This is a genomic window from Micromonospora polyrhachis (assembly GCF_014203835.1).
GTDB classification, from domain to species: Bacteria; Actinomycetota; Actinomycetes; order Mycobacteriales; family Micromonosporaceae; genus Micromonospora_H; species Micromonospora_H polyrhachis.
This window is the reverse complement of record NZ_JACHJW010000001.1, coordinates 6,938,742-6,960,918: the sequence shown is the minus strand read 5'-3', so window position 1 is coordinate 6,960,918 and position 22,177 is coordinate 6,938,742. Positions and strand designations below refer to the sequence as shown.

The 22,177-nt window shown below is 71.0% G+C and carries 8 protein-coding genes; all 8 read left to right on the top strand.

From position 1 onward, the window contains the following. Positions 1-221: 221 nt before the first annotated feature. Complete coding sequence (locus FHR38_RS30765; RefSeq protein WP_221449258.1) at positions 222-938, top strand: GntR family transcriptional regulator; 717 nt, start codon at positions 222-224, stop codon at positions 936-938. A gap of 92 nt (positions 939-1,030) precedes the next feature. Further along, positions 1,031-1,972 (top strand): amidohydrolase family protein, encoded by a 942-nt coding sequence (locus tag FHR38_RS30760; protein WP_184538759.1) that lies wholly within the window; start codon positions 1,031-1,033, stop codon positions 1,970-1,972. Positions 1,973-2,127: 155 nt separating this feature from the next. Then, positions 2,128-3,663, top strand: coding sequence for an MFS transporter (locus FHR38_RS30755; RefSeq protein WP_184538758.1), 1,536 nt, complete (start codon positions 2,128-2,130; stop codon positions 3,661-3,663). Between the two features lie 535 nt (positions 3,664-4,198). Continuing rightward, positions 4,199-7,741, top strand: coding sequence for a beta-ketoacyl synthase N-terminal-like domain-containing protein (locus tag FHR38_RS30750; protein ID WP_184538756.1), 3,543 nt, complete (start codon positions 4,199-4,201; stop codon positions 7,739-7,741). Continuing rightward, complete coding sequence (locus FHR38_RS30745; RefSeq protein WP_184538754.1) at positions 7,738-10,818, top strand: thioesterase domain-containing protein; 3,081 nt, start codon at positions 7,738-7,740, stop codon at positions 10,816-10,818. Before FHR38_RS30750 ends, FHR38_RS30745 begins: the two co-directional genes overlap by 4 nt. Next, positions 10,815-13,136, top strand: coding sequence for a lantibiotic dehydratase (locus tag FHR38_RS30740; protein WP_184538752.1), 2,322 nt, complete (start codon positions 10,815-10,817; stop codon positions 13,134-13,136). Before FHR38_RS30745 ends, FHR38_RS30740 begins: the two co-directional genes overlap by 4 nt. Next, positions 13,133-16,648, top strand: coding sequence for a non-ribosomal peptide synthetase (locus FHR38_RS30735; RefSeq protein ID WP_184538750.1), 3,516 nt, complete (start codon positions 13,133-13,135; stop codon positions 16,646-16,648). Before FHR38_RS30740 ends, FHR38_RS30735 begins: the two co-directional genes overlap by 4 nt. A 13-nt stretch (positions 16,649-16,661) precedes the next feature. Further along, complete coding sequence (locus FHR38_RS30730; protein WP_184538747.1) at positions 16,662-22,169, top strand: type I polyketide synthase; 5,508 nt, start codon at positions 16,662-16,664, stop codon at positions 22,167-22,169. The last annotated feature ends 8 nt before the right edge of the window (positions 22,170-22,177 follow it).

Sequence of the window (22,177 nt, the reverse complement as noted above, 5' to 3'; positions counted from 1 at the left end):
ACGCACCCCGCAGGGCATTCGGTATTGGATAAAATCAACGCCGTCACGTACGGCGCGGTGCGTTAGCGAAATCGACGGGCACGGACCCGTACCAGGGGCAGGTCGCGCATGTCTCGCAACCGAGGGCACTGAGAGAATCCGCCAGCAGCGTTTTCCGGAGGCACACATTGGCAGTGACGCATCGTAGGGCAGTCCTGAGCGACGTCAGCGATGACAGCCGAGTGCCTCCCAGCGGCGGTCAGCACCGTACCCTCGTCGACTCGGCCACGGCGACCCTGCACGAGGCGATTCTCACCGGCCGCCTGCCGGCCGGCACGCCGTTACGCCTCAACGAGATGGCCGAACTACTGGGCATGAGTATGAGCCCGGTGCGCGAGTCGATCCGTCGGCTGGCCGCCATCGGCCTGGTAGAGGTCGTCCAGCACAAGGGCGCCTGGGTCATGCCGCTGACCGTCGAGGACGCCATCGACACCCACGAGACCCGAATCGCCATGGAGTCGGTGCTCATCGAACGGGCCGCCGCCCGATTCACCCCAGACGACGCCCGCCGCGCCCAGGCGGCCCTCGACGAGCACCTGGCCGCGTCCGAACGCGGCGACGTGCCCGCCGCACGAAGGGCGCACACCGAATACCACTTCACGATCTACCGGGCAGCTGGATCCCGTTGGCTGCTGCGCGGCTTGGAGCCGGTCTGGGAGAACAGCGAACGCTACCGGTTCGCCACGGTCACCCCGACCCGCCAGAGCGAGGACCGGGTACGCGAACACCGGGCCATCCTCGAAGCGTGCATCGCGCATGACGTGGAGTCCGCGGTGCACGCGGTTCGGGTCCATATCCAGCACGCGGCGGACCGGGTCGTCGCCAAGATGACGGCCGACGCCGCACCCGGCAAGTCCGGTTCCAGCAAGGCGGCCCCCCGACCCCGGGGTGCCCGGTAGGCCGCCCGCGACACGACACCATCGCGCCGCCGTCGACGTCCACACATCGGATGCCGACGGCGGTCGGTCCCACCATCTGTTAAGGAAAGCTCGTGCCCGGCATAGACATGCACACCCACCTCGCCCCCGACCTGCGCTCTTTCGACCTGCCCGAGGTCGAGGTCGACGACAGCGGAGTCGTCCTGCTCAACGGCGGCCGGGTCGGGCCGCCCGACCTGTACCACCCCGAGCGGCTTGAGCGGTACCTCGACTCGGCCGGTCTGGACGAGGCAGTGGTGAGCGTCCCGCCGCCGTTCTACCGGCAGCGGCTGTCGGCCGCCGACGCGGCGGACTGGACCCGCGCCGTCAACGACGGTCTGCTCGCGGCGGTGGCCGGTCGTCCCCGGCTCACCCCGCTGGCGTACCTGCCGTTGGAGCACCCCGAGGTGGCCCTCGCCGAATACGAGCGGATAGCTGCGGATGCTCGCTGGGCGGGGCTGGTCGGTGCCGCCGGTGGCCGATCGATGGCGCTGGACGCCGAGGACCTACGGCCGCTGTGGCGACGGCTCGACGCGGACGCCCGTACCCTGCAACTGCACCCGGCACACTCGTCGGACGACCGGCTGGCACCGTACTACCTGGCCAACCTGCTCGGTAACCCGATGGAGACGACGGTTGCCGCCGCCCAACTGGTCTTCGGCGAGGTGCTGAGCAACTTCCCCGGAATCCGGATCGTGCTGGTGCACTGCGGCGGCTGCCTGCCGATGGTCGTCGGACGTTGGGAGCGCGGGCACGTGACCTCCCGGCCGGGCGTACCGGTGCTCTCGCCGACCCCGGTCGAGGCGGTACGGGCGCTCTACGTCGATTCGCTGGCCCACGACCCGGCCGTGGTCGACCTCGCCGTGTCGGTCTTCGGTGCCGACCGTCTGGTGTTGGGCAGCGACTGGCCGTTCCCGATGGGCACCGACGACCCGCCGGCGGCGGTTGCCCACCGGGGTGCCGAATTCGCCCAGCGGGTGGCGACCACCAACGCCGCCGCCGCTCTGGGGCGCTGACGGCCCACGCGGTACCAGGGCTGAGTGGGCCGTGCCGCTCGGTCGGTGACGGTTGGCGGATATGCTGCCGGGACGATCGGGACCTGCTGACGCAGGTCCCGAGCCATCGGATGGCCCACATGTGGGAGTGAGCCGGGACTAGCGGGGGCGGGACATTGGCGACCGGTGCCACCGGAATCGTGCTGCCGGAGGCACACGCGTCCACAATCCGACGGGCGCGGCAGGTGCTGGCGCTGGGACCGTTCCGCCGGTTGTGGATCGTCACCGGCTTCTGTAGCGCCGCGGACTGGTTGGCGCTGCTCTCGCTGGCCGCGCTGGCCGGGCTCCTGGCCCCGAGCGCGACGGGGGCGAACGTGGCGTTCAGTAGCGTACTGTTCGCCAATCTGTTACCCGGACTGCTCTTCGCGCCGATCGGTGGGCTGCTCGCGGACCGGTTCAACCGACGCGTGATCATGGTTGTGGCCGACCTGGTGCGGGCTGCCCTGCTGATCTCGATCGTGATCGTGGGTAGCTACTGGTGGATCTTCGCGGGCACGTTCCTGATCCAGGCCGCCGCGATCATGTGGATTCCGTCGAAGGACGCCGCACTACCCAACCTGCTGCGCCGGCCGGACCAGATGGAGCCCGCCACCCAGTTGGGCCTGGTCATGACATACGGCATCGCCGTACTCGTCGGTGGTGGCCTGTTCACCCTGATCACCGGTGCCGGTACCACCCTGCGCCTGCCACCGGAGTTCCTGGACGCGGTCGGGCTGACCCGGATCGCCGTCGTCGTCGCCGCGCTGTTCTACCTGACCAGCGCGATGATCATTGCGGTGCGGCTGCCCGAGTTGTCGCAGCGACCCACCGCCGTCGTCCCGGCGGGGGAGGGCCAGCAGCCGGCCAGCGCCGCCGGGGCACGAGACAGCCAGCCGAGCGGGCCGGGAGCCGGCCGGATGCTGCGTGACAGCGCCGCCTACATCCGGCGCACCCCGCTCGTACGCGGACTGCTGGTCGGTCTGATGGGCGCGTTCGCTGCCGGGGGGGCCATCGTCGGCGTCGCACAGACCTACGCCCTGAGCCTGCTGGGCGGACAGGCCGCCTTCGGACTGCTGCTTCTGTCGATCTTCGCGGGACTGGTTGTCGGCCTCCTCGGGGCACCGAAGCTCGCCCGTTGGTGGCCCCACGACCGCGTGTTCGGCATCGCGATCGTCTCTGCGGGGGCGGGGCTGGTCCCGGTCGCGTTCTCCCCACACCTGGCCTTCTCCATGCTCGCCGTGGCGGCGGTGGGGGCATGCGCGGGAGCGGCGTTCCTGACCGGCACCACGATCATCGGATCCCGGGTCGAGGATGCGATGCGTGGCCGGATCAACGCCCTCTACCAGTCCATGCTGAAGGTCGTGGCGGGTTGTTCGGTAGCGTTGGCACCACTGCTGGTCACCCTCATCAAGCCACGGACAGTGACGATCTGGGACAGTTCGATAGTCATCGATGGCACTCGACCGGTGATCCTCGGTGGTGGCCTACTGGCCGCCCTGGTGGGGGTGATCGCCTATCGGGAGATGACCGCCGCGCCGGCCGAACTCACCCCACCTGCTGCTGATGCCACCCGGCCCGACGCACCCGGTACCACGTCGGCAGGATCCTCTCGGCCACACCCGCAGGACAACAACGGCGACGGCCGGAACGCCAACGGCGACCCGGCCCGGTAGTCGACCTTCGGTCCACCCCGCGCTGGCCGGCGGTGCCGGTGGCGGCACGAACCGTGCCGGAACGCAGACCCTTGCGACAGCGGGTCGCATTGCCCGCGAATTGAAGCCGATCTGCGTGAGCGAGAACTGGCTAACGAGACTTGTCAGGATTTCATCCGTCGGCGCACTGACCCGAGTTCGAATAATCTATCGGAGATTGTCGTTCAATTCTGGTCTGACGGCGGTTTCGTCACGCTCGCGCCGGCTGGCAATGGTGTCGCTCGGGGTGACCGTAAGGCTTCGCGGCGTGTATGGTTCGGTTGGGGTCTGGACGTATTTTTTGTCGTCAACAGGGCCGAATGGCCTAGGTCTTTCGGTCAAACGGCTAAGCAGACGTAATACCTTCAGTCAAATCTGCCCCGGTTCTTCCCCAGGCCCAGTTCCCGAGCCTTAGGCTGCGTTCCACTTTAGAAGGCCTGGGGGAAATTCATGATTGCGCGTTTCCGCGTGGGGTGTCGCGTGCCCGTGGACAGTCGGGTGACGCTTCCGTACTGAGATGACACAGTCGACAACAATCAGTCGTTTCATCCAGATCGCTGAGCGCTTTCCGGACAACCCGGTGCTTGTCAGCGATGACAGCGTGTTGACCTACGCTGACCTGGCTGCTCAGGCTGGCGGCTACGCCGCCGTACTCACCGAGGCCGGCACGAGGACCGGCGAGCGCATCGGCCTACTCACCGCCCACGGTGGACGGACGGTCACCGGCATTCTCGGCGTACTCGCCCACGGCGGCGTCTACGTGCCGTTGGATGCCAGCTTTCCGGTCGAGCGGCTGAGGCACGTGCTGACCGCCGCCGCTGTCACCACCATCCTCACCGATCCCGAGCACGTCGAGCTGGCTCGGCGGCTCTGCGGGCCGGAGCGTCGCCTGGTGATCGTCCCGGACCAGGTGCCCCCCGCGCCGCTACGGGCACAGCCGGTCGACCTCGACGACCATGCGTACGTGCTCTGCACCTCCGGCTCCACCGGTGTCCCCAAGGCGGTGGAGCAGACGCATCGCAACCTGCTGCACGCGGTGGACAACCAGATCGCCACCCTGGCCATCACTCCGGCCGACCGGCTCAGCCTGCTCGCCTCGTTCAGCTTCGACGCGGCGATCCCGGATCTCTACCCGGCACTGCTTACCGGTGCCTCGGTGGTGCCGATCGACCTACGCCGCCACGGCGTGCCGTACGCGGCGGCGGCACTCGCCCGACACGGCGTGACGGTCTACCACTCGACCCCCACCGTCTACCGGTACCTGCTCGACGCCCTGGGTAGCACCTGCCTGGACCGGGTGCGGGTGGTGCTCTTCGGTGGCGAGCAGTCCACCTACGCCGACGTGGCACGGGGTCGGGCCCGGTTCGCGCCGGACTGTGTCTTCGTCAACGGCTACGGCGCGACCGAGGTGACCTTCGCGGCGCAATACCAGCTGCCGCCGGCCGAGTCGGTCGAGGACCGCAGCGGACCGTTGCCGATCGGCACCGCGTTGCCGGGCTACGAGGTGAGCCTGCTGGCCGGGACCGGCGAGATCGCCGTCACGAGTCACCGCCTGATTCCCGGCTATGCCAATCAGGACAGTGACCGGTTCCAGGTCTGCGCCGACGGTCGGATCACCTACCGCACCGGTGACCTCGGACAGCTCCACCCCGATGGTGCCCTGGTCTGCCTCGGCCGGCTCGACCGCCAGGTCAAGGTGCGCGGGTTCCGCGTCGAACTCACCGAGATCGAGTCCGGGCTGCTCGCCCAGCCGGGCGTCGTAGCGGCGCGGGCGATCGCGCGGGACGGCCAACTGCTGGCCTACGTGCGGCTGCGGCCCGCGTTGGCGACGCCCAGCCCGGCCCAGCTCCGGGACGCGCTGGCCCAGCGGCTACCGGACTACGCGCTGCCCCGTGCGGTCGTGGTCGTCGACGAGTTCCCGTTGACCGTCACCGGAAAGATCGACGAGCGGGCGCTACCGGAGCCCGCCTCCTCGACCATGCCGCAGCGGCCCATGACGCCCACCGAGCGGACGGTGCACGACATCTGGTCCGCCGTACTCGGAGTCGACCGGGTGGGGCTCGACGAGAACTTCTTCGACCTCGGTGGACACTCGTTGTCGCTGGGGCAGGTCCAGCAACGGATGATCGCCGAATTCGGCGTCCGGGTGCCGATGTTGCGACTGTTCGACCACTCCACCGTCACCACCCAGGCCCGGTTCCTCGACGGGCTCGCCGGCAGCACGCCACCGACCGGGGAGGAAGCCGCCGGGAGACCTGCCCAACCGGTCGACCGGAGCGGGCCGGGCACAGCGGATCCCGACGGACCGTCCACCCAGCCCGGCGTTCGGGACTACACCGGTGACGAGATCGCGGTGATCGGCCTCGCCGGCCGGTTCCCCGGCGCTCCCGACGTGTCCACCCTGTGGTGGAACCTGTGTGTCGGTGCGGACTCCATCCACGACTACACGGACGAGGAGTTGGCCGGGCTCGGGATCGGGCCGGGCCTGCGGAAAGACCCCCGGCACGTACGCGCCGGCGGGCGGCTCGACGGGATAGCCGACTTCGACGCGGAGTTCTTCTCCTTCGGTGCCGAGGAGGCCGCGCGTACCGACCCGCAGCACCGGTTGTTCCTGGAGACGTCCTGGGAGGCCCTTGAGGACGCCGGGCACGACCCGGCCCGGTTCGACGGGACGATCGGCGTCTTCTCCGCAGCCTCGGCCAACCGGTACTTCCTGTTCCACCTCATGGACAACCCGGCGGTGGTGGGGGAGGTCGACCCGGACGACTGGGAGGCCCGGATCCCGCCCCGACAGTTCACCGACCACCTGCCGGGCCAGGTCGCCTACCGGCTGGGCCTGACCGGTCCGGCCGTCGCGGTGCAGAGCGCCTGCTCCAGCTCGCTGGTCGCGGTGGCCATGGCCGCGCAGAGTCTGCTCGACTACCAGTGCGACGTCGCGCTGGCCGGGGGTGTCAGCGTCACCTCACCCCGCTACCGGTACGTCACCGGTGGCATGGCCTCGGCAGATGGCCGCTGTCGGGCGTTCGACGAGGCCGCCGACGGTTCGGGATTCAGCTCGGGAGCCGGTGTGGTGGTGTTGCGCCGCCTGGCCGACGCACTCGCCGACCGGGACCGGATCTACGCGATCCTGCCCGGCTGGGCGATCACCAACGACGGAGCGGACCGGGCGGGGTTCGCCGTGCCTGGCCCCGGTGGCCAGGTTGCCGCCATCGCCGGGGCGCTGGTCGCCGCCGACGTCACCCCCGACGAGGTACACCTCGTCGAGGCGCACGGCAGCGGTACCCCGCTCGGCGACGCGATCGAGGTCTCCGCGCTCAACGAGGCGTACGGCGATGCCGGCCGGGGTGACCTGTGTGCACTCGGCTCGATCAAGACCAACATCGGTCACCTCGACGCGGGGGCTGGCGTGGCCGGCCTGATCAAGGCCGTGCTCGCCGTGCACCACGGCGTGATCCCGCCGAATCTGCACTTCACCCGGCCGCATCCGGAGGTCGACCTGGTGGGTGGACCGTTCTACGTACCGACCAAGGTGCGGGACTGGCCGGCCGTGGACCGGCGGGTAGCTGGCGTCAGCTCCTTCGGGATGGGGGGCACCAACGCGCACGTGCTCGTCGAGCAGGCACCACCGGTCGAGTCGGACGACGCGGCCGGCGACGGGGGATCGGACAGCTATCTGCTGCCCATCTCGGCCCACACCCCGGCGGCGTTGCGGGCGGCCATCCACCGGCTGCGCGTGTACCTGACGACCGGGGCGCCCGCCCTGCGTGACGTCGTCTACACGTTGGCCGTGGGTCGGCGGGAGTTCGCCTGCCGGGCCGTGGCCGGCGGGACGAACCGTCCCGAGGTGATCGCCGCGCTGGACGAACTGCTCGCCACCGACCGGCAGCTTGCCGGTGTCCCCACCGACCGGCTCGACGCCGGGTCGCGCTGGGTGGCCGGTGGTCAGGTCGACTGGTCCAGCCTCGGTGGCCGGCCCGGACGGCGGGTGCACCTGCCCACGTACGCCTTCCAACGCGCCAGGTACTGGATCGATCCCCCAGTTAAGGAACAGCAACGATGAACTGGTTCGCTCCCACGAACCCTCGCTCCACCGCTCGGACACAGTTGTTCTGCCTGCCCTACGCCGGGGCGGGTGCCAGCGCGTTCCGGGGCTGGCAGGACGAGATCGGTCCCGAGGTGGAGGTGCTGCCAGTCCAGTTGCCCGGCCGGGAACACCGGATCATGGAGGACCCGAGGTTCACCATCGCGGAGGTCGCCTCCGCCATCGCGGAGCGCGCCGACCGGCCGTACGCGATCTACGGCCATTCGATGGGGGGACGCGTCGGCTTCGAGGTGGTCCGCGAGCTGCGGCGGGCCGGGCGGCGGCTGCCCAACAAGCTGTACGTGGGCGGGGCGCGCGCCCCGCATGTCGACTCCGTCAGCCTCTTCGACGGGCTGTCCAAGGTGGACGACGAAGAGCTGCTGCGTCGCCTGGCGGCGAGCGGCTCCCTGCCGGCCGAGATACTCGACACCCCGGAGTTGGTGGAGCTACTGCTGCCGCTGCTGCGGGCCGACTTCGGTCGGGTGGACGAGTACACCTACCTGCCGGAGGAGCCGCTACCGGTGTCGATCGTGGCGTTCTCCGGCCGGACCGACCGGGCGGTGACGCTGGCCGAGAGCCAGGCCTGGGCCGAGCACACCGCCGCCGGGTTCACCCTGTACGAGCTGGACGCCGGTCACTTCTTCCTGCACGACGTACGCACCGAGCTGATCGGTCTGCTCCGGACCGACCTGCTGTCGGCCGGTCCGGTCGGTGACGTCGACCGGAGCGGTGGTGCGCGTACCACCGGTGCGCACCGGGTGCCGCTCGGCGACACCGGCTGGTCGGTGTGGCGGGACGCGTTGCTGCGTACCACCGGATTCCCCGCCGACGGCTTGACCCTGCTCTCCGCGCCTGAGGCCGCCGTGGCGGCAGACAAGTTGATCGCCACCGGCACCGGTGCCGACCGGTACGCCACGGCGGTGGCCGAGGCGTTGCGGACCGGCGGTAACCGGATGCGGGCGATCGCAGCGGACCCGTTGTTCCGTGAGGCGATCACCTGGCAGAATCCCGGCGCGTTGACCGCGCTGGATGGCCTGATCCGAGGCGGCGACGACGCGCCCCGCAACGTCAAGCGTCGGGATCGGGAACGAGCCGTACTGAAGTACTGGCAGCGTTACTGCGGAAAGAACGAGACCGTCGGCTTCTTCGGACCCAGCTGCTGGGTGACTGTCGATCCGGCGGCTCCGCAGCCGGTGACCGCTACCGCCGGCCCCGGGTTGACCCGACGTCGATGGGTGGTGTTCGAGTCCTGGGCACTGGCGGCGTACGCGGACATCCTCACCGCCGACCCGGCCGTCCGACGCTGGTGGGCACCCGTACTGTGCCCCCAGCTCAGCCTGGTCGACCGGCAGGTGCTGCGGCCGGGACGGCCACCGGTAGCGGTCTCCCCGGTCGAGGCGGCGATGCTCGCCGCGTGTGACGGATCGCGTCCGGCGGTCACGATCGTGTCCGATCCGAGTCTGGGGCTGCGCCGCCCGGACGACGGTTACCCGCTGCTCGAACGACTCGTCGAGCGGGAATTGATCACCTGGGACGCGGCGCTGCCGGTCAGCCCGGACGCCGAGGCGGTGCTGCGGGAACGGATCATGGCGATCGGGGACGATGCCGCCCGTGACGCCGCCCGGTCGGGGCTTGACCGACTGTGCGCGGCCCGGGACGAGGTCGCGGCGGCGGCGGGTGACCCGATCGTCTTGCGTGCTGCGCTCTCCCGGTTGGATGAGGTGTTCACCGAGCTGACCGGCCAGCCGCCCCGGCGTCGGGACGGCCAGATGTACGCCGGCCGCACGCTCTGCTACGAGGACACCAGCCGGGACCTCGATGTGGTCTTCGGCGGACCGCTGCTCGACGAACTTGCCGCCCCGATGGACGTCCTGCTGCGGGCCGCCCGGTGGATGGTGGGTGCCCTGCACGAGTCCTACGAGGCGGTGCTGCGTGAGCTCTACGACGAGCTGCGCGCCGACGGGGGTGCCGGCCCGGTGGCCCTGTCCGACCTGTGGTTCCTCACCCAGGGCTTGTTCTGGGGGACCGGCGAACGCCCGGTGGACACGCTGGCCGCCGAATTCGCCCACCGCTGGTCCGGGCTGTTTGGCCTGGACCGCCTTCCGGCCGGAACGACCGAGGTGGAGCTGACCAGCGCGGATCTCGCAGCCCGGGTGGCCGAGGTCTTTCCGGCAGCCCGACCGACCTGGTCAGCGGGCTGGATTCACAGCCCGGACCTGCAGATCTGCGCCACCGACCCGGAGGCGTTGGCCCGCGGGGACTACACGGTGGTGCTGGGCGAGCTGCACGCCGCCTGGGCCTCGTTCGACTGTTCGGCGTTCACCCCTTCCCATCCCGACCCGGAACGGTTGCGCGCCGGGCTCGCCGAGGACCTGGGCGAGCATCGGGTCCGGCTGCTCTTTCCGAACGACTGGCCCCGGCGGACCAGTCGGATGGCGGAGAGCCTGGTCGGCCCGACGGATTGGCGGCTGGCGTTCGCCCCGGCCCCGGCCGCTGGGACCGGTCGGTTGCTGCCGACGGTCGACGTCAGCGTTTCCGAGGTGGACGGTGCCCTCGTGGCGACGGCTCGGGACGGTCGGCGGTGGCCACTGATCGAGATGTTCTCCGTCCTGCTCAGCGCGCATGCGGTCGACGCGTTCAAACTGGTCGCGGCGGCGCCGTACACCCCGCGGATCACCATCGACCGGCTGGTCGTCGCACGGCAGACCTGGCGCACCACGGTCGGGGAGACCGGGCTTGCCAGTGTCCTCGGCGAACCCGAGCGGTTTCTGGCGGTCCGGCGGTGGCGGCAGCAGCTCGGCCTGCCCGAGCAGGTGTACGTCAAGCTCGGCACCGAGACCAAGCCCTGCTTCGTCGACCTGGCCAGCCCGTTCTATGCCGGCCATCTGTGCGCGATGGTGCGCGCGGCGCACCGCGAAGCCGGCGACGAGGTCTCCCTGATGATCAGCGAGATGCTGCCCACGCCGGAGCAGGCGTGGGTGCCTGACAACGAGGGGCGGCACTACTTCAGCGAGTTACGGATACACATCTTCGACGATGCAACGGGGACACAATGAGCTACCGATTTCCACTCGGCGACACCGGCTGGTCCGTGTGGCGCGACGTACTGCTGCGTTCGGCCGGATTTCCCGCAGCCGGCCTGGACCGGTTCGCCGCGCCGGAGGCGGCCGCCGTCGCCGACGAGCTGCTGACCGACGGCGGCGACCCGACCGACTTCGACCAGGCGTTCGAGGTCGCGGTGCGGGATGCTGCGACGGCGGCCAGCGAGGTCGCCGCCGATCCGTTGCTGCGGGAGGCGGTCACCTGGCAGAACCCGGGTGCGCTCGTGGCGCTGGAGCGGCTGGTCTCCGGTGGCCCGGACAGCCCACGGAACAATCGCCGGCGCGAGCGGGAGAAGACGCTGCTGCTCTACTGGCAGCGATACTGCGGCAAGAGCGAGACGATCGGCTTCTTCGGCCCGGTGTCCTGGGCCGCATTGGCCGAGAAGACGCCGGACACCAGGGTGGATCCTGGTCCCGCACTGGTGGCGAAGCGCAAGGTGATCTTCGAGTCGTGGGCGTTGGAGGCCTACGCGAACCAGGTTGGCCAGGACCTGGCGGTACGTCGGTGGTGGGCACCGTTGCTTGCTCCTCACCTGGTCGTCGATGGTCGGGAGCTGATCCGTCCGCTTCAGCCGCCGACCCCGCTGCCGGCACCGGAGGCGGTGGCGCTGGCAAGTTGCAACGGGCGTACGCCGGCCTGGCAGGTGGTCCAGCGGTTACGTGACGACCCGGCCCTCGGGGTCCGTTCGGACCAGGACGGTTTCCTACTGCTCGACCGGATGGTGCAACGCGGGCTGCTCTCCTGGGACGCGACGCTGCCGATGAGCCCGGACGCCGAACGTACGCTCTGGACCCGGATCGCGGCCATCGGCGACGCGGACGTCCGGGCCCGCGTCAGCGCGGACTTCGACCGGCTCTGCGCCGCCCGGGACGCCGTGGCCGCCGCAGCCGGTGACCCGGAGAAGTTGGGCATCGCGATGGTCGCGTTGAACGCGGAGTTCACCGGCGTCACCGGCCAGGAGTCCCAGCGCAACAGCGGGCAGATGTACGCCGGTCGGACCGTGGTCTACGAGGAGACCACCCGGGACGTCGAGCTGGTTCTCGGGCGGGCGCTGGTCGACGAGCTCGCCGCACCACTGGCGATCGTCCTGCAGGCCGCCCGCTGGCTGACCGCCGAGTTCGGTCGGGCGTGTGCGGACGTGGTCGCCGAGCTGTACGAAGAGTTGCACGGCACCGAGCCGGTGCGCCTCGGTGACGTGTGGCGCCTGGCGCAGGGGCTGCTCTTCAGCGTCGAGGACAGCCCGACCGGGAGCATCGCGGCAGACTTCACCGCCCGGTGGTCCCGCCTGTTCGGCCTCGACTCCCTGCCGACCGATCAGGCGGAGCTTCAGCTCAGTAGTGCCGAGCTGGCGGGTCGGGCGGCGGAGGTCTTCGCCGCCGACCGTCCGGGATGGACGTCGGCCCGGGTGCACAGCCCGGACATCCAGATCTGTGCGCGCAGTGTCGAGGCGATGAACCGGGGCGAGTTCCAGTTGGTGCTCGGCGAGATGCACCCGGCGTCGATTCCCTTCGACAGCGCGGTGTTCGCGATGTGGCACGCCGACCCGGCGGCGTTGCGCGCCGCGATGGACACGGATCTCGGCCCGGCCCGGCTGCGGCTGCTCTACCCGGAGGGGTTCCCCCGGCAGACCACCCGGACCCAGCATGGGCTCGACGGGCCGCTGGACGGCCAGTTGGGCGTCGACCAGGCCCGAGGGGCCAACGTCGACCTGCTGGTGTCCATGTCGACGGTGCTGGTGGACCGGGTCGATGGCGAGCTGACCGCCGTACTGCCGGACGGACGCAGTTGGCCGCTGATCGATGTCTTCGGTCACCTGCTCGGTGTGCTGCTTCTGGACAGCTTCAAGCTGCTGGCTCCGGCCCCGCACACCCCACGGATCACCATCGACCGGCTGGTGGTGGCCCGGCGTACCTGGCGCACCACGGTCGGGGAGACCGGTCTCACCGAGGTCAAGGGTGAGCGAGAGCGGTTCCTCGCCGTCCGTCGCTGGCGGCAGCGACTCGGCCTGCCGGAGCGAATCTTCGTCAAGATCGGGACCGAGACCAAGCCGTGCTACCTGGATCTGCGCGGCCCGCTGTACGCCTCGACGTTCTGCACGATGCTGCGTACCGCCGCCAAGACCGGCGACCAGGTCAGCGTGGTGGTCAGCGAACTGCTGCCCGGCCCCGAGGACACCTGGCTGCCGGACGCCGCCGGGCAGACCTACGTCAGCGAACTCAGGCTCCAGATCACCGACCCAGCGCCCCACCGGACCAGTGGAGAACCCACGTGACCGAAACCCTGCCGAGCGTCGCCACCGGCGCCGCACTGTCCTATCCGGACGCCACCCTGGCAGATCTGATCGTGACCCAGGCGCAGCGCCGCCCGGACGCGGTGGCGGTACGCCAGTGGTCGGCCCAACTCACCTACCGGCAGCTCGTCGACCAGGCGGCCGGTGTCGCCGCCGCCCTTCGGGAGCTGGGCGTCGGCCCGGAGACCCGGGTCGGTGTCTGCGGCCTACGGCGACCGGAGTTGGTCGCCACGGTGCTGGGCGTACTCATGTCCGGCGGCTGTTTCGTGCCACTGGAGCCGGGCGGACCGCGCCGGCGGCTGTTGGAGATCGTCGACGACGCCGGCCTCACCGTCGTGGTCGGGGACCGCGCCGAGGCGGAGTTCGGTGACCTGCCGGGTATTCGTACCCTCGGACTGCCGGCTCCCGGCTCGCCCGACGCCTGCCCCGCGACGCCGGACGACACCGCCTACGTGTTGTTCACCTCGGGCTCCACCGGTCGCCCGAAGGGAGTGCTCACCACCCACCGCAACGTGGTGGAGTTCGTCTTCGGCTGCGCGGCGACGACCGGTGCCGACGAGTCGACCCGGGCCCTGGGCATCGCCTCCCTGGGGTTCGACGCCGCCAGCATTGACCTGTTCGTACCGTTGGCGCTCGGCGGCTCGGTGCAACTGCTGGGCGTCGAGGATCGCAGCGACCCCACCCGCCTACGGCAGTTCGTCGTCGAACACGAGGTGAACTGGGGTTTCATCACCCCGACCATGCTGTCCATGCTCGACCCGGCCGAGGTGCCCGGTTGGCGGCTGGTGATGTGCGGTGGCGAGGCGGTGCCCGCCGAACTCGCCGCCCGATGGCTGCCCGGGCGGCGGTTCATCGACAGCTACGGTCCCACCGAGACAACCGTTCTCGTCGTCACCGACGAGGTGTCCGGGCTGCCGCAGGACCCGATGCCGATCGGTCGGCCGCTACCCAACCACCGGGCGTACGTGGTGGACGCCGACCTTCGTCTGGTCGGCCCGGGTGAGATCGGCGAACTGCTGATCGGTGGCCCCGGCCTGGCCACCGGCTACCTCAACCGACCGGGCCTGACCGCCGACCGGTTCGTGCCGGACGCCTACTCCGACCTGCCCGGGCAGCGGCTCTACCGCACCGGTGACCTGGTGCGCCAGCTACCCGACGGCCGGATCGTCTATCTGGGCCGCGCCGACCGCCAGGTCAAGATCCGTGGACAGCGGATCGAACTGGGCGAGATCGAGACGGTGCTCGGCGAGCATCCGGACGTGCGGCAGGCGGCCGTGGAGGCGGTTCCCGGCCCCGTCGGGGCCGAACTGGTCGCATTCCTCACCCCGGCCACCGCGCCGACCGAAGCGCAGTTGCGTTCCTACGCGCAGACCCGGCTGACCAGCGGAATGCTGCCCGCCCGAGTGCTGCGACTGGCCGAGCTGCCGGTCAATCCGGTCACCGGCAAACTGGACCGGGCGGCCCTGCGGGAGTTGGCCACCAGCGCCGCCGACCCGGTCGACGCCGCCGTGGACGACCCGGCCGCCACCCCCACCGAGCAGGCGGTCGCCCGGATCTGGTGCCAGGTACTGGGGTCGACGCCCGGTCGGAACACCGACTTCTTCCTCTCCGGCGGGAACTCCATCGCGGTGATGCGGCTCGTCGCCGGGCTCCGTGCGGAACTGGGTCGGCAGGTCAACGCCGACGACGTGTTCACCGGCCGCACCCTGGCCGGACTGGCCGAGCGGGTGGCGGACGCCGAGCCGCTGACCGCGGACGAGTTCACCACCGGCAACCCGCCGACGCTCTCCCCGCCGCAGCGCCGGCTGTGGTTCATGGACCAGCTCGCACCGTCCAGCGCCCCGTACAACATCGCCCTCGCCACCCGGCTGCGGGGCGAACTGGACGTGGCCGCGCTGGGTCGTGCGCTCCGCGCAGTGGCCGAGCGGCACGACGTACTGCGGTGGCGGGTGCCACAGACCGGCGGTGTGCCCTACGCGATGTGCGAGGAGCCGACCGACATCTCCGCACCGGTCGTCGACCTGACCGACAGCCCCGACCAGGCCACCGAACTGCGTACCATGCTCGCGGCCGGGGCCAGCCACACCTTCGACCTGGCCACCGGCCCGGCCTGGCAGGTGACCGTCTACCGGCTGGGCCCGACCGAGCACGTCCTGGCGATCACCCTGCACCACGCCGTCTTCGATGGTTGGTCGCAGGCGGTCCTCTACAACGATCTGGCCGAGGCGTACCAGGCCGCTGTCTCGGGTGACCCGATGCGGCTGCCGCCACTGCGGGCCTCGTACGCCGACTACGCCGTCTGGCGGTCCGACCGCGACCAGCGCCGGGGACAGTCCGACCTGGACTGGTGGGTGAACCACCTCTCCGGCGCGCCGACCGTGCTCGACCTGCCCCGGGACCGGCCCCGCCCGGCGGTGCAGACCTATTCGGGTGCCGAGGCGACCGTGGCGCTGTCCGAGCCGACCGACCGGGCGGTACGGCAACTCGCGGCGCGGCTGGGGGTCACCCCGGCAGGGGTGCTACTCGCCGGCTTCGGGCAACTGATCAACCGGTTGACCGGTAGCGACGACCAGGTGATCGGCGCGATCGTCGCCGACCGGCGGCTGGCCGCGTTCGACGACGTGATCGGGTTCTTCATCGACACCGTTCCGGTGCGGCTACGCACCGACGGTGGGACCACCTTCGCCGAACTGGTCCAGCGGGCCTCGGTCGAGCTACGCGACTCGGTCGCCCACCCGGGGGCACCCCTGGAACGGGTGGTGGAGGCGCTCAGCGTCGGCCGCGACACCTCCCGGGCGCCGCTGGTCCAGGTGCTGTTCAACGTCCTCAACTTCACCGAGCCGCAGCTTCGGCTGCCCGGACTGGACGGTGAGCAGATCACCGTCGACAAGCCCGGATCGCCCTTCGACATCACCCTGTACGTCGTCGAGCGGGCGGGTCGGATCGGGTTCGAGGTCGTCTACAACCCCGACCTGTTCGACGCCGACCGGATCACCGGGATGCTCGCCGACCTGGCGGAGCTGACCGGGGCACTGACCGTCGCAGCCGAACAGCCGGCCGACACCGTCGCCGTCCACCTGCCCCGGCCGGCGATCCGGGCCGCCGATCCGTGGGCGATGACCACCGTCGCGGCCGAGCCGCCCCGCCCGCCCGTACCGGTCGGATCCGACGAGCTGACCCGAACCGAGCAGCTGATCAACACGGTCTGGGGGGAGGTCCTGGAGCACACCCGGTTCGGGGTGACCGACAACTTCTTCGACATCGGCGGACACTCGCTCGCCCTCGCCGCCGTACACGCGCGGCTGGTCGCCGAGACCGGGCGCACCGTCGCGATGCTCGACCTGTTCCGCTATCCGACCATCCGCGCGCTCGCCGCCCACCTCGATGGGGCGACCGAACGACCGGAACTGACCAGAGCCGTGGAGCGGGCCGCCGCCCGCCGGGGCCGTATTCGTCGTAACCCACCTCGCCGTGCCAGCGGCATCGCGGAATAAGAGGGACTGACAGATGGAACAGCAGAACCAGCCCGCCGACGACGCGGAGTTCGGTGTCGAGCCGATTGCGATCATCGGGCTGGCCGCCCGGCTGCCCGGCGCGAACGACGTGCGTCAGTTCTGGCGCAACCTGGTCGACGGGGTCGAGTCGCTGACCCACTTCACCCGGGAGGAGCAACTCGCCCGGGGCGCCAAGCCGGAGGAGCTCGACGACCCGGGCTGGGTCAACAGCGCGCCGATCGTCGAGGACTTCGACAAGTTCGACGCCGGCCTGTTCGGGATGACCGCCCGGGAAGCCGAGGTGATGGACCCGCAGCACCGGATGTTCCTGGAGTCGTGCTTCACCGCCCTGCAGGACGGCGGCTACGACCCGGCCCGCTACTCCGGCGCGATCGGGGTGTACGCGGGCACCGGCGGCAACAACTACTTCCGCGACAACGTGCTGCGCAACAAGCGGGTCAGCGGCTCCCCGCACACGGCGGTCTCCATCGCCACCGGCAACTCGCCCAACTACGTGGCCACCACCCCGTCGTACCGGTTGGACCTGCGCGGGCCGAGCCTGACCCTGCACACCGCCTGCTCGACCTCGCTGGTCGCGTTCCACCTCGCCTGCGAGGCGCTGCGCAACGGCGAGTGCGACATGGCCCTGGCCGGTGGCGTCAACATCGAGCCGCCCACCGGTTACCTGGGCATGGACGGGTTCACCTCGCCCGACGGGCACTGCCGACCGTTCGACGCCGACGCCAGCGGCACGGTCTGGGGCAGCGGTGCCGGGGTGACCCTGCTCAAGCGGCTTTCCGACGCCATCGCCGACGGCGACACCGTCCGGGCGGTCGTGCTCGGTAACGCCATCAACAACGACGGGGCCAGCAAGGTCGGCTTTACCGCCCCGAGCATCGACGGCCAGATGGAGGCGATCGCCCAGGCCGTCGCGGTGGCCGGGGTCGACCCGCGCACCATCACCTACGTCGAGGCACATGGCACCGGCACCGCGATGGGCGACCCGATCGAGATCGCCGCGCTGTCGTCGGTCTACGGCAAGGACAGCAGCGACCGCAGTTGGTGCGGAATCGGCTCGGTGAAGTCCAACATCGGTCACCTGAGCCAGCCCTCGGGCATCGTCAGCGTGATCAAGACGGTCCTCGCCATGGAGCACGGACTGATTCCGCCCACCATCAACTACGAGCGGCCGAACCCGGCGATCGACTTCGCCGAGACCCCGTTCTACGTGGCGAACACGCTGACCAAGTGGGACACCGACGGGGTGCCCCGCCGGGCCGGCGTCAGCTCCTTCGGCATCGGTGGTACCAACGCGCACGTCGTACTGGAGCAGGCGCCGGAGCCAGGCCGGGCCATCGACGTGCACGCCCGACCCGCACAGTTGCTGCAGGTCTCCGCGAAGTCCGCGACCGCGCTCGACAGTGCCGTCACGCAGCTCGCCGACCACCTGGCCGGCACCACCGAGGCGAGCCCGCAGTATCTGGCCGACGTGGCGGCCACACTGCGCTTCGGTCGCCCGGAGTACACCCACCGGGCCAGCGTGGTGGCCACCGACCTGCCCGACGCGGTCGCCGCGTTGCGGAGCAAGAACCGACGGCTGATCGGCACGGTGGAGGGCGCGGCACCCCGGGTGGCCTTCCTCTTCTCCGGCCAGGGGGCCCAGTACGCGGGCATGGGTGCCGAGTTGTACGCCCAGGAGCCGGCCTTCGCCGCCGCCGTCGACGAGTGCGCCGCGCTGCTCGCTCCCGATCTGGGGCTCGACATCCGGGACCTGATCCTGGGCCGGGTCGACGACGCGGGGGAGTTGCTCACCCAGACCCGCTACACCCAGCCAGCCCTGTTCGTGGTCGAGTACGCCCTGGCCACCCTCTGGCAGAGCCTCGGGGTCCGGCCCGCGGCGATGATCGGCCACTCCATCGGCGAGTACGTCGCGGCGACCGTGGCCGGCGTCTTCACCCTCCCCGACGCGCTGCGGGTGGTAGTCGCCCGGGGCCGGCTCATGCAGTCGTTGCCGGCCGGGTCGATGCTCGCCGTGTCGCTGGACGAGTCGGTGGTGGCCGAGCGGCTGCCGGCCGGGGTCACCGTCGCCACGGTGAACGGCCCGGGCACCTGTGTGGTGGCGGGGGAGAGCGATGCGGTGGCAGCCTTCGCCGAGAGCATCAACGACGGCGTCAAGGGCAAGAAGATCAGCGTCAAGGCGCTGCGCACGTCGCACGCCTTCCACTCGTCGATGATGGACCCGATCCTGGACGAGTTCACGGCGATCATGGCCGGTACCACCCTGCGTCGCCCGGCCACTCCGTTCATGTCCAACGTGTCCGGCACCTGGATCACCAACGAGCAGGCCACCGATCCGGCCTACTGGGCGGCCCACCTGCGTCAGCCGGTGCGGTTCGGGGCCTGCGTGGCGGCGCTGCTCGCCGAGGGGACCTGGGCACTGGTCGAGTGTGGCCCCGGCAAGCAGCTCGCCAGCCTGGCCCGGATGCAGGTCGCCAAGGGGGAGCCGGCGCAGCGGAAGCTGACGCCGCTGCCGAGCCTGCCCTCCCCCGGGGAGTCCACCGGCGACGCCGCCATCCTCCTCGCGGCCATCGGTGCGCTGTGGGTGCACGGGGTCGCCGTACGCTTCGGCGACGGTGTGGGGATCCGCCGGGTGCCGTTGCCGGTGTACCCGTACGAGCGGGTCCGCTACTGGATCGACCCGGACCCGGTGACCGAGACCGGGCCGGCGGCGGTGGCCGCGCCCAGCGGTCCCCGCCCGCTGGCCGAGTGGTTCGCGGTGCCGACCTGGCGGCAGGTCGCGGCCGACACCGGCACCTTGCCGCTGGGCCGCTGCCTGGCCTTCGTGGCCGGTCCCCGGGGCACCGCGCTGGCCGAGGCGCTGCGGGCAGCCGGTGCCGACCTGGTCGAGGTACGACCGGGTCCGGAGTTCACCGCCACGTCGATCGGCTACCAGCTGCGACCCGGGGTACGCGCCGACTACGACGCCCTGGTCGATGCGCTGGCCGGCATCGGGATGCCGCCGCGCGTGGTGCACGCGTTCGCGCTCGACGGTGACGCCGTCGGCATCGACATCGACGCCGCCTGGGCGGCCCAGGACCTCGGTTTCTTCAGCGTGCTGCACCTGACCCAGGCGCTGGCCGGGGCCGGGCTCACCGCCGAATCCGGGGAGTCCGGTCTGCGGCTGGACCTGATCGGATCGGGCATCGGCGACGTCCGAGGCGATGACCTGGTCCGCCCGGAGCACGCCACCCTCTTCGGCCTGGCCCGGGTGCTCCCGGTGGAGCTGCCGGGAGTGGCGGTCCGGCTGATCGACGCGGACCCGGCCACCGACGCGGTCACCGGGATCGTCGCCGAACTGCGGCGTCCCGACGGGCCGGACCGAGCCGAGGTCGCCCTGCGGGGCAACCGGCGCTGGGTCACCGGCTACGAGCAGGTACGCCTCGACGGCGAGCCGGAGGCGGGTGCCCTGCGTCCCGGTGGCCGGTACGTCATCACCGGTGGTCTTGGCGGTATCGGCATCACCCTCGCCGAGGACTTCGCCCGGCGGGCGCAGGCCAAGCTGGTGCTGCTGGCCCGGTCCGGTCTGCCGCCGCGCGAGGAGTGGGACGACCACCTCGCGGTGCACGGCGGTGACGACCGGGCTGGCCGGGCCATCGCCGCGATCCGCCGGATGGAGAGCGCCGGGGCCGAGGTGCTGGTGCTCGCCGCCGACGTGACCGACCCCGCCGACCTGCGTCGGGTACGCGAGACCGCCGAGGCCCGCTTCGGCGGCGTCGACGGCATCGTGCACGCCGCCGGTCTGCCCGGTGGTGGCATGGCCGAGATCAAGGAGCGGGCCGAGGCGGAGCGGGTGCTCGCCCCGAAGCTGGCCGGCACCCTGGCGTTGGCCCAGGTCTTCGGTGACCTGCCGTTGGACTTCGTGGTGCTCTGCTCGTCGATCACGGCGGTGGCCGGGGGCTTCGGGCAGGTCGACTACTGCGCCGCCAACAACTTCCTCGACGCGTACGCCCGCGGTGGACACGGCTGGACCGCCCCGGTCCTGTCGCAGAACTGGGGTGGCTGGGCCGAGGTCGGCATGGCGGTGGAGACCAAGGCGCCGGCTGGCTTCGCCGGCGTGAACCGGGACAGCGTCAGCAGCGCCGTTCGGCATCCGGTGCTCGCCACCCGGGTCGTCTCGGCGGACCAGACCGTGGTGCACGGTCTGGTCTCGGCCGGCACCCACTGGCTGCTCGACGAGCACCGCATCGGCGGGGTGCCGGTGGTGCCCGGCACCGGGCACCTGGAGTGCGCCCGGGCCGCGGTCACCGAAGCGGTGCCGGCCCCCGGTGACGGGCACGTGGTCGAGCTGCGGGACGTCGCCTTCCTGGAGCCGTTCTCGGTACCGGACGGCGCGGTGGCGCAGTACCGGGTCGAGCTGACCGGTGACGGCGACGGTGCGGAGTTCCAGATCCAGAGCCTGACCGCCGGAACCGCCCGGACCCACGTACGCGGGTCGACCGGGTGGACCAGCGAGCAGCCGGGACCGGCCGTGGACATCGCCGGAGTCATCGCCCGGTCCCGCCGGATCGACGACGACAACTCGTTCGGCCGGGGCCGGACCAGCATGCTGACCTTCGGGCCGCGCTGGGCCTCGTTGCGGGAGCACTACCTGGGCGAGACCGAGGAACTGGCCCGGATCGAGGCGCCCGAGGTGGCGCTCGACGACTTGTCGGCGTGGGGATTGCAGCCCGCGCTGCTGGACGTGGCGACGGCGTTCGGCCGGGGCCGGGGCGAGGGCACCTACCTGCCGCTCTCCTACGGCCGGATCGTGGTGCGCGGCAGCCTGCCCCGGACCTTCTACAGCTACCTGCGCTACCGGGACAGTTCGACCGACGACGTGGTCGCCGCCGACCTGTCGCTGGTCGACGCCGATGGCCGGGAACTGGTCACGATCAGTGAGTTCGTGTTGCGCCGGGTCGACCAGGACGCGGTGACCGGTGGCCTCACCGGCACCGACGCGGCGGCGGTCGACGTGCCGGCCGTACTGACCGACGATATCCGGCCGGTCGACGGTGCCGAGGCGTTCCGTCGGACGGTGGCCGCCGACCTCGGACCCCAGGTGGTGATCGTCACCCGGGCGGTGGCGGAGATCCTCGACCGGGCCCGTCGGGTCACCACGGACACGATCGAGACCGAAGTGGATCCCACGACCGCCGTCGTGACCACTTCGGCCGGTACGGCTGCCGCACCCTCCAGCGAGCTGGAGGCGACCCTCGTCGAGGTGTGGCGGGACGCGCTCGGCGTGCCGGTGGTCGGCGTCGACGACGACTTCTTCGCCCTCGGCGGCAACTCGCTGGTCGCGGTCCAGCTGATCGCCGCGATGCGCAAGGCGGTCGGTGTCCGGCTGCCGATGCGCAGCATGTTCGAGACGCCCACGGTGGCCGGTCTCGCCGCCCGGATCGAGGAGTTGCGGGCCGCGTCGGCCGAGGAGGCCGCGCCGGAGCCGCAGATCCAGGCGATCCCCCGGCTGCCGCGCGGATGACAGGGACC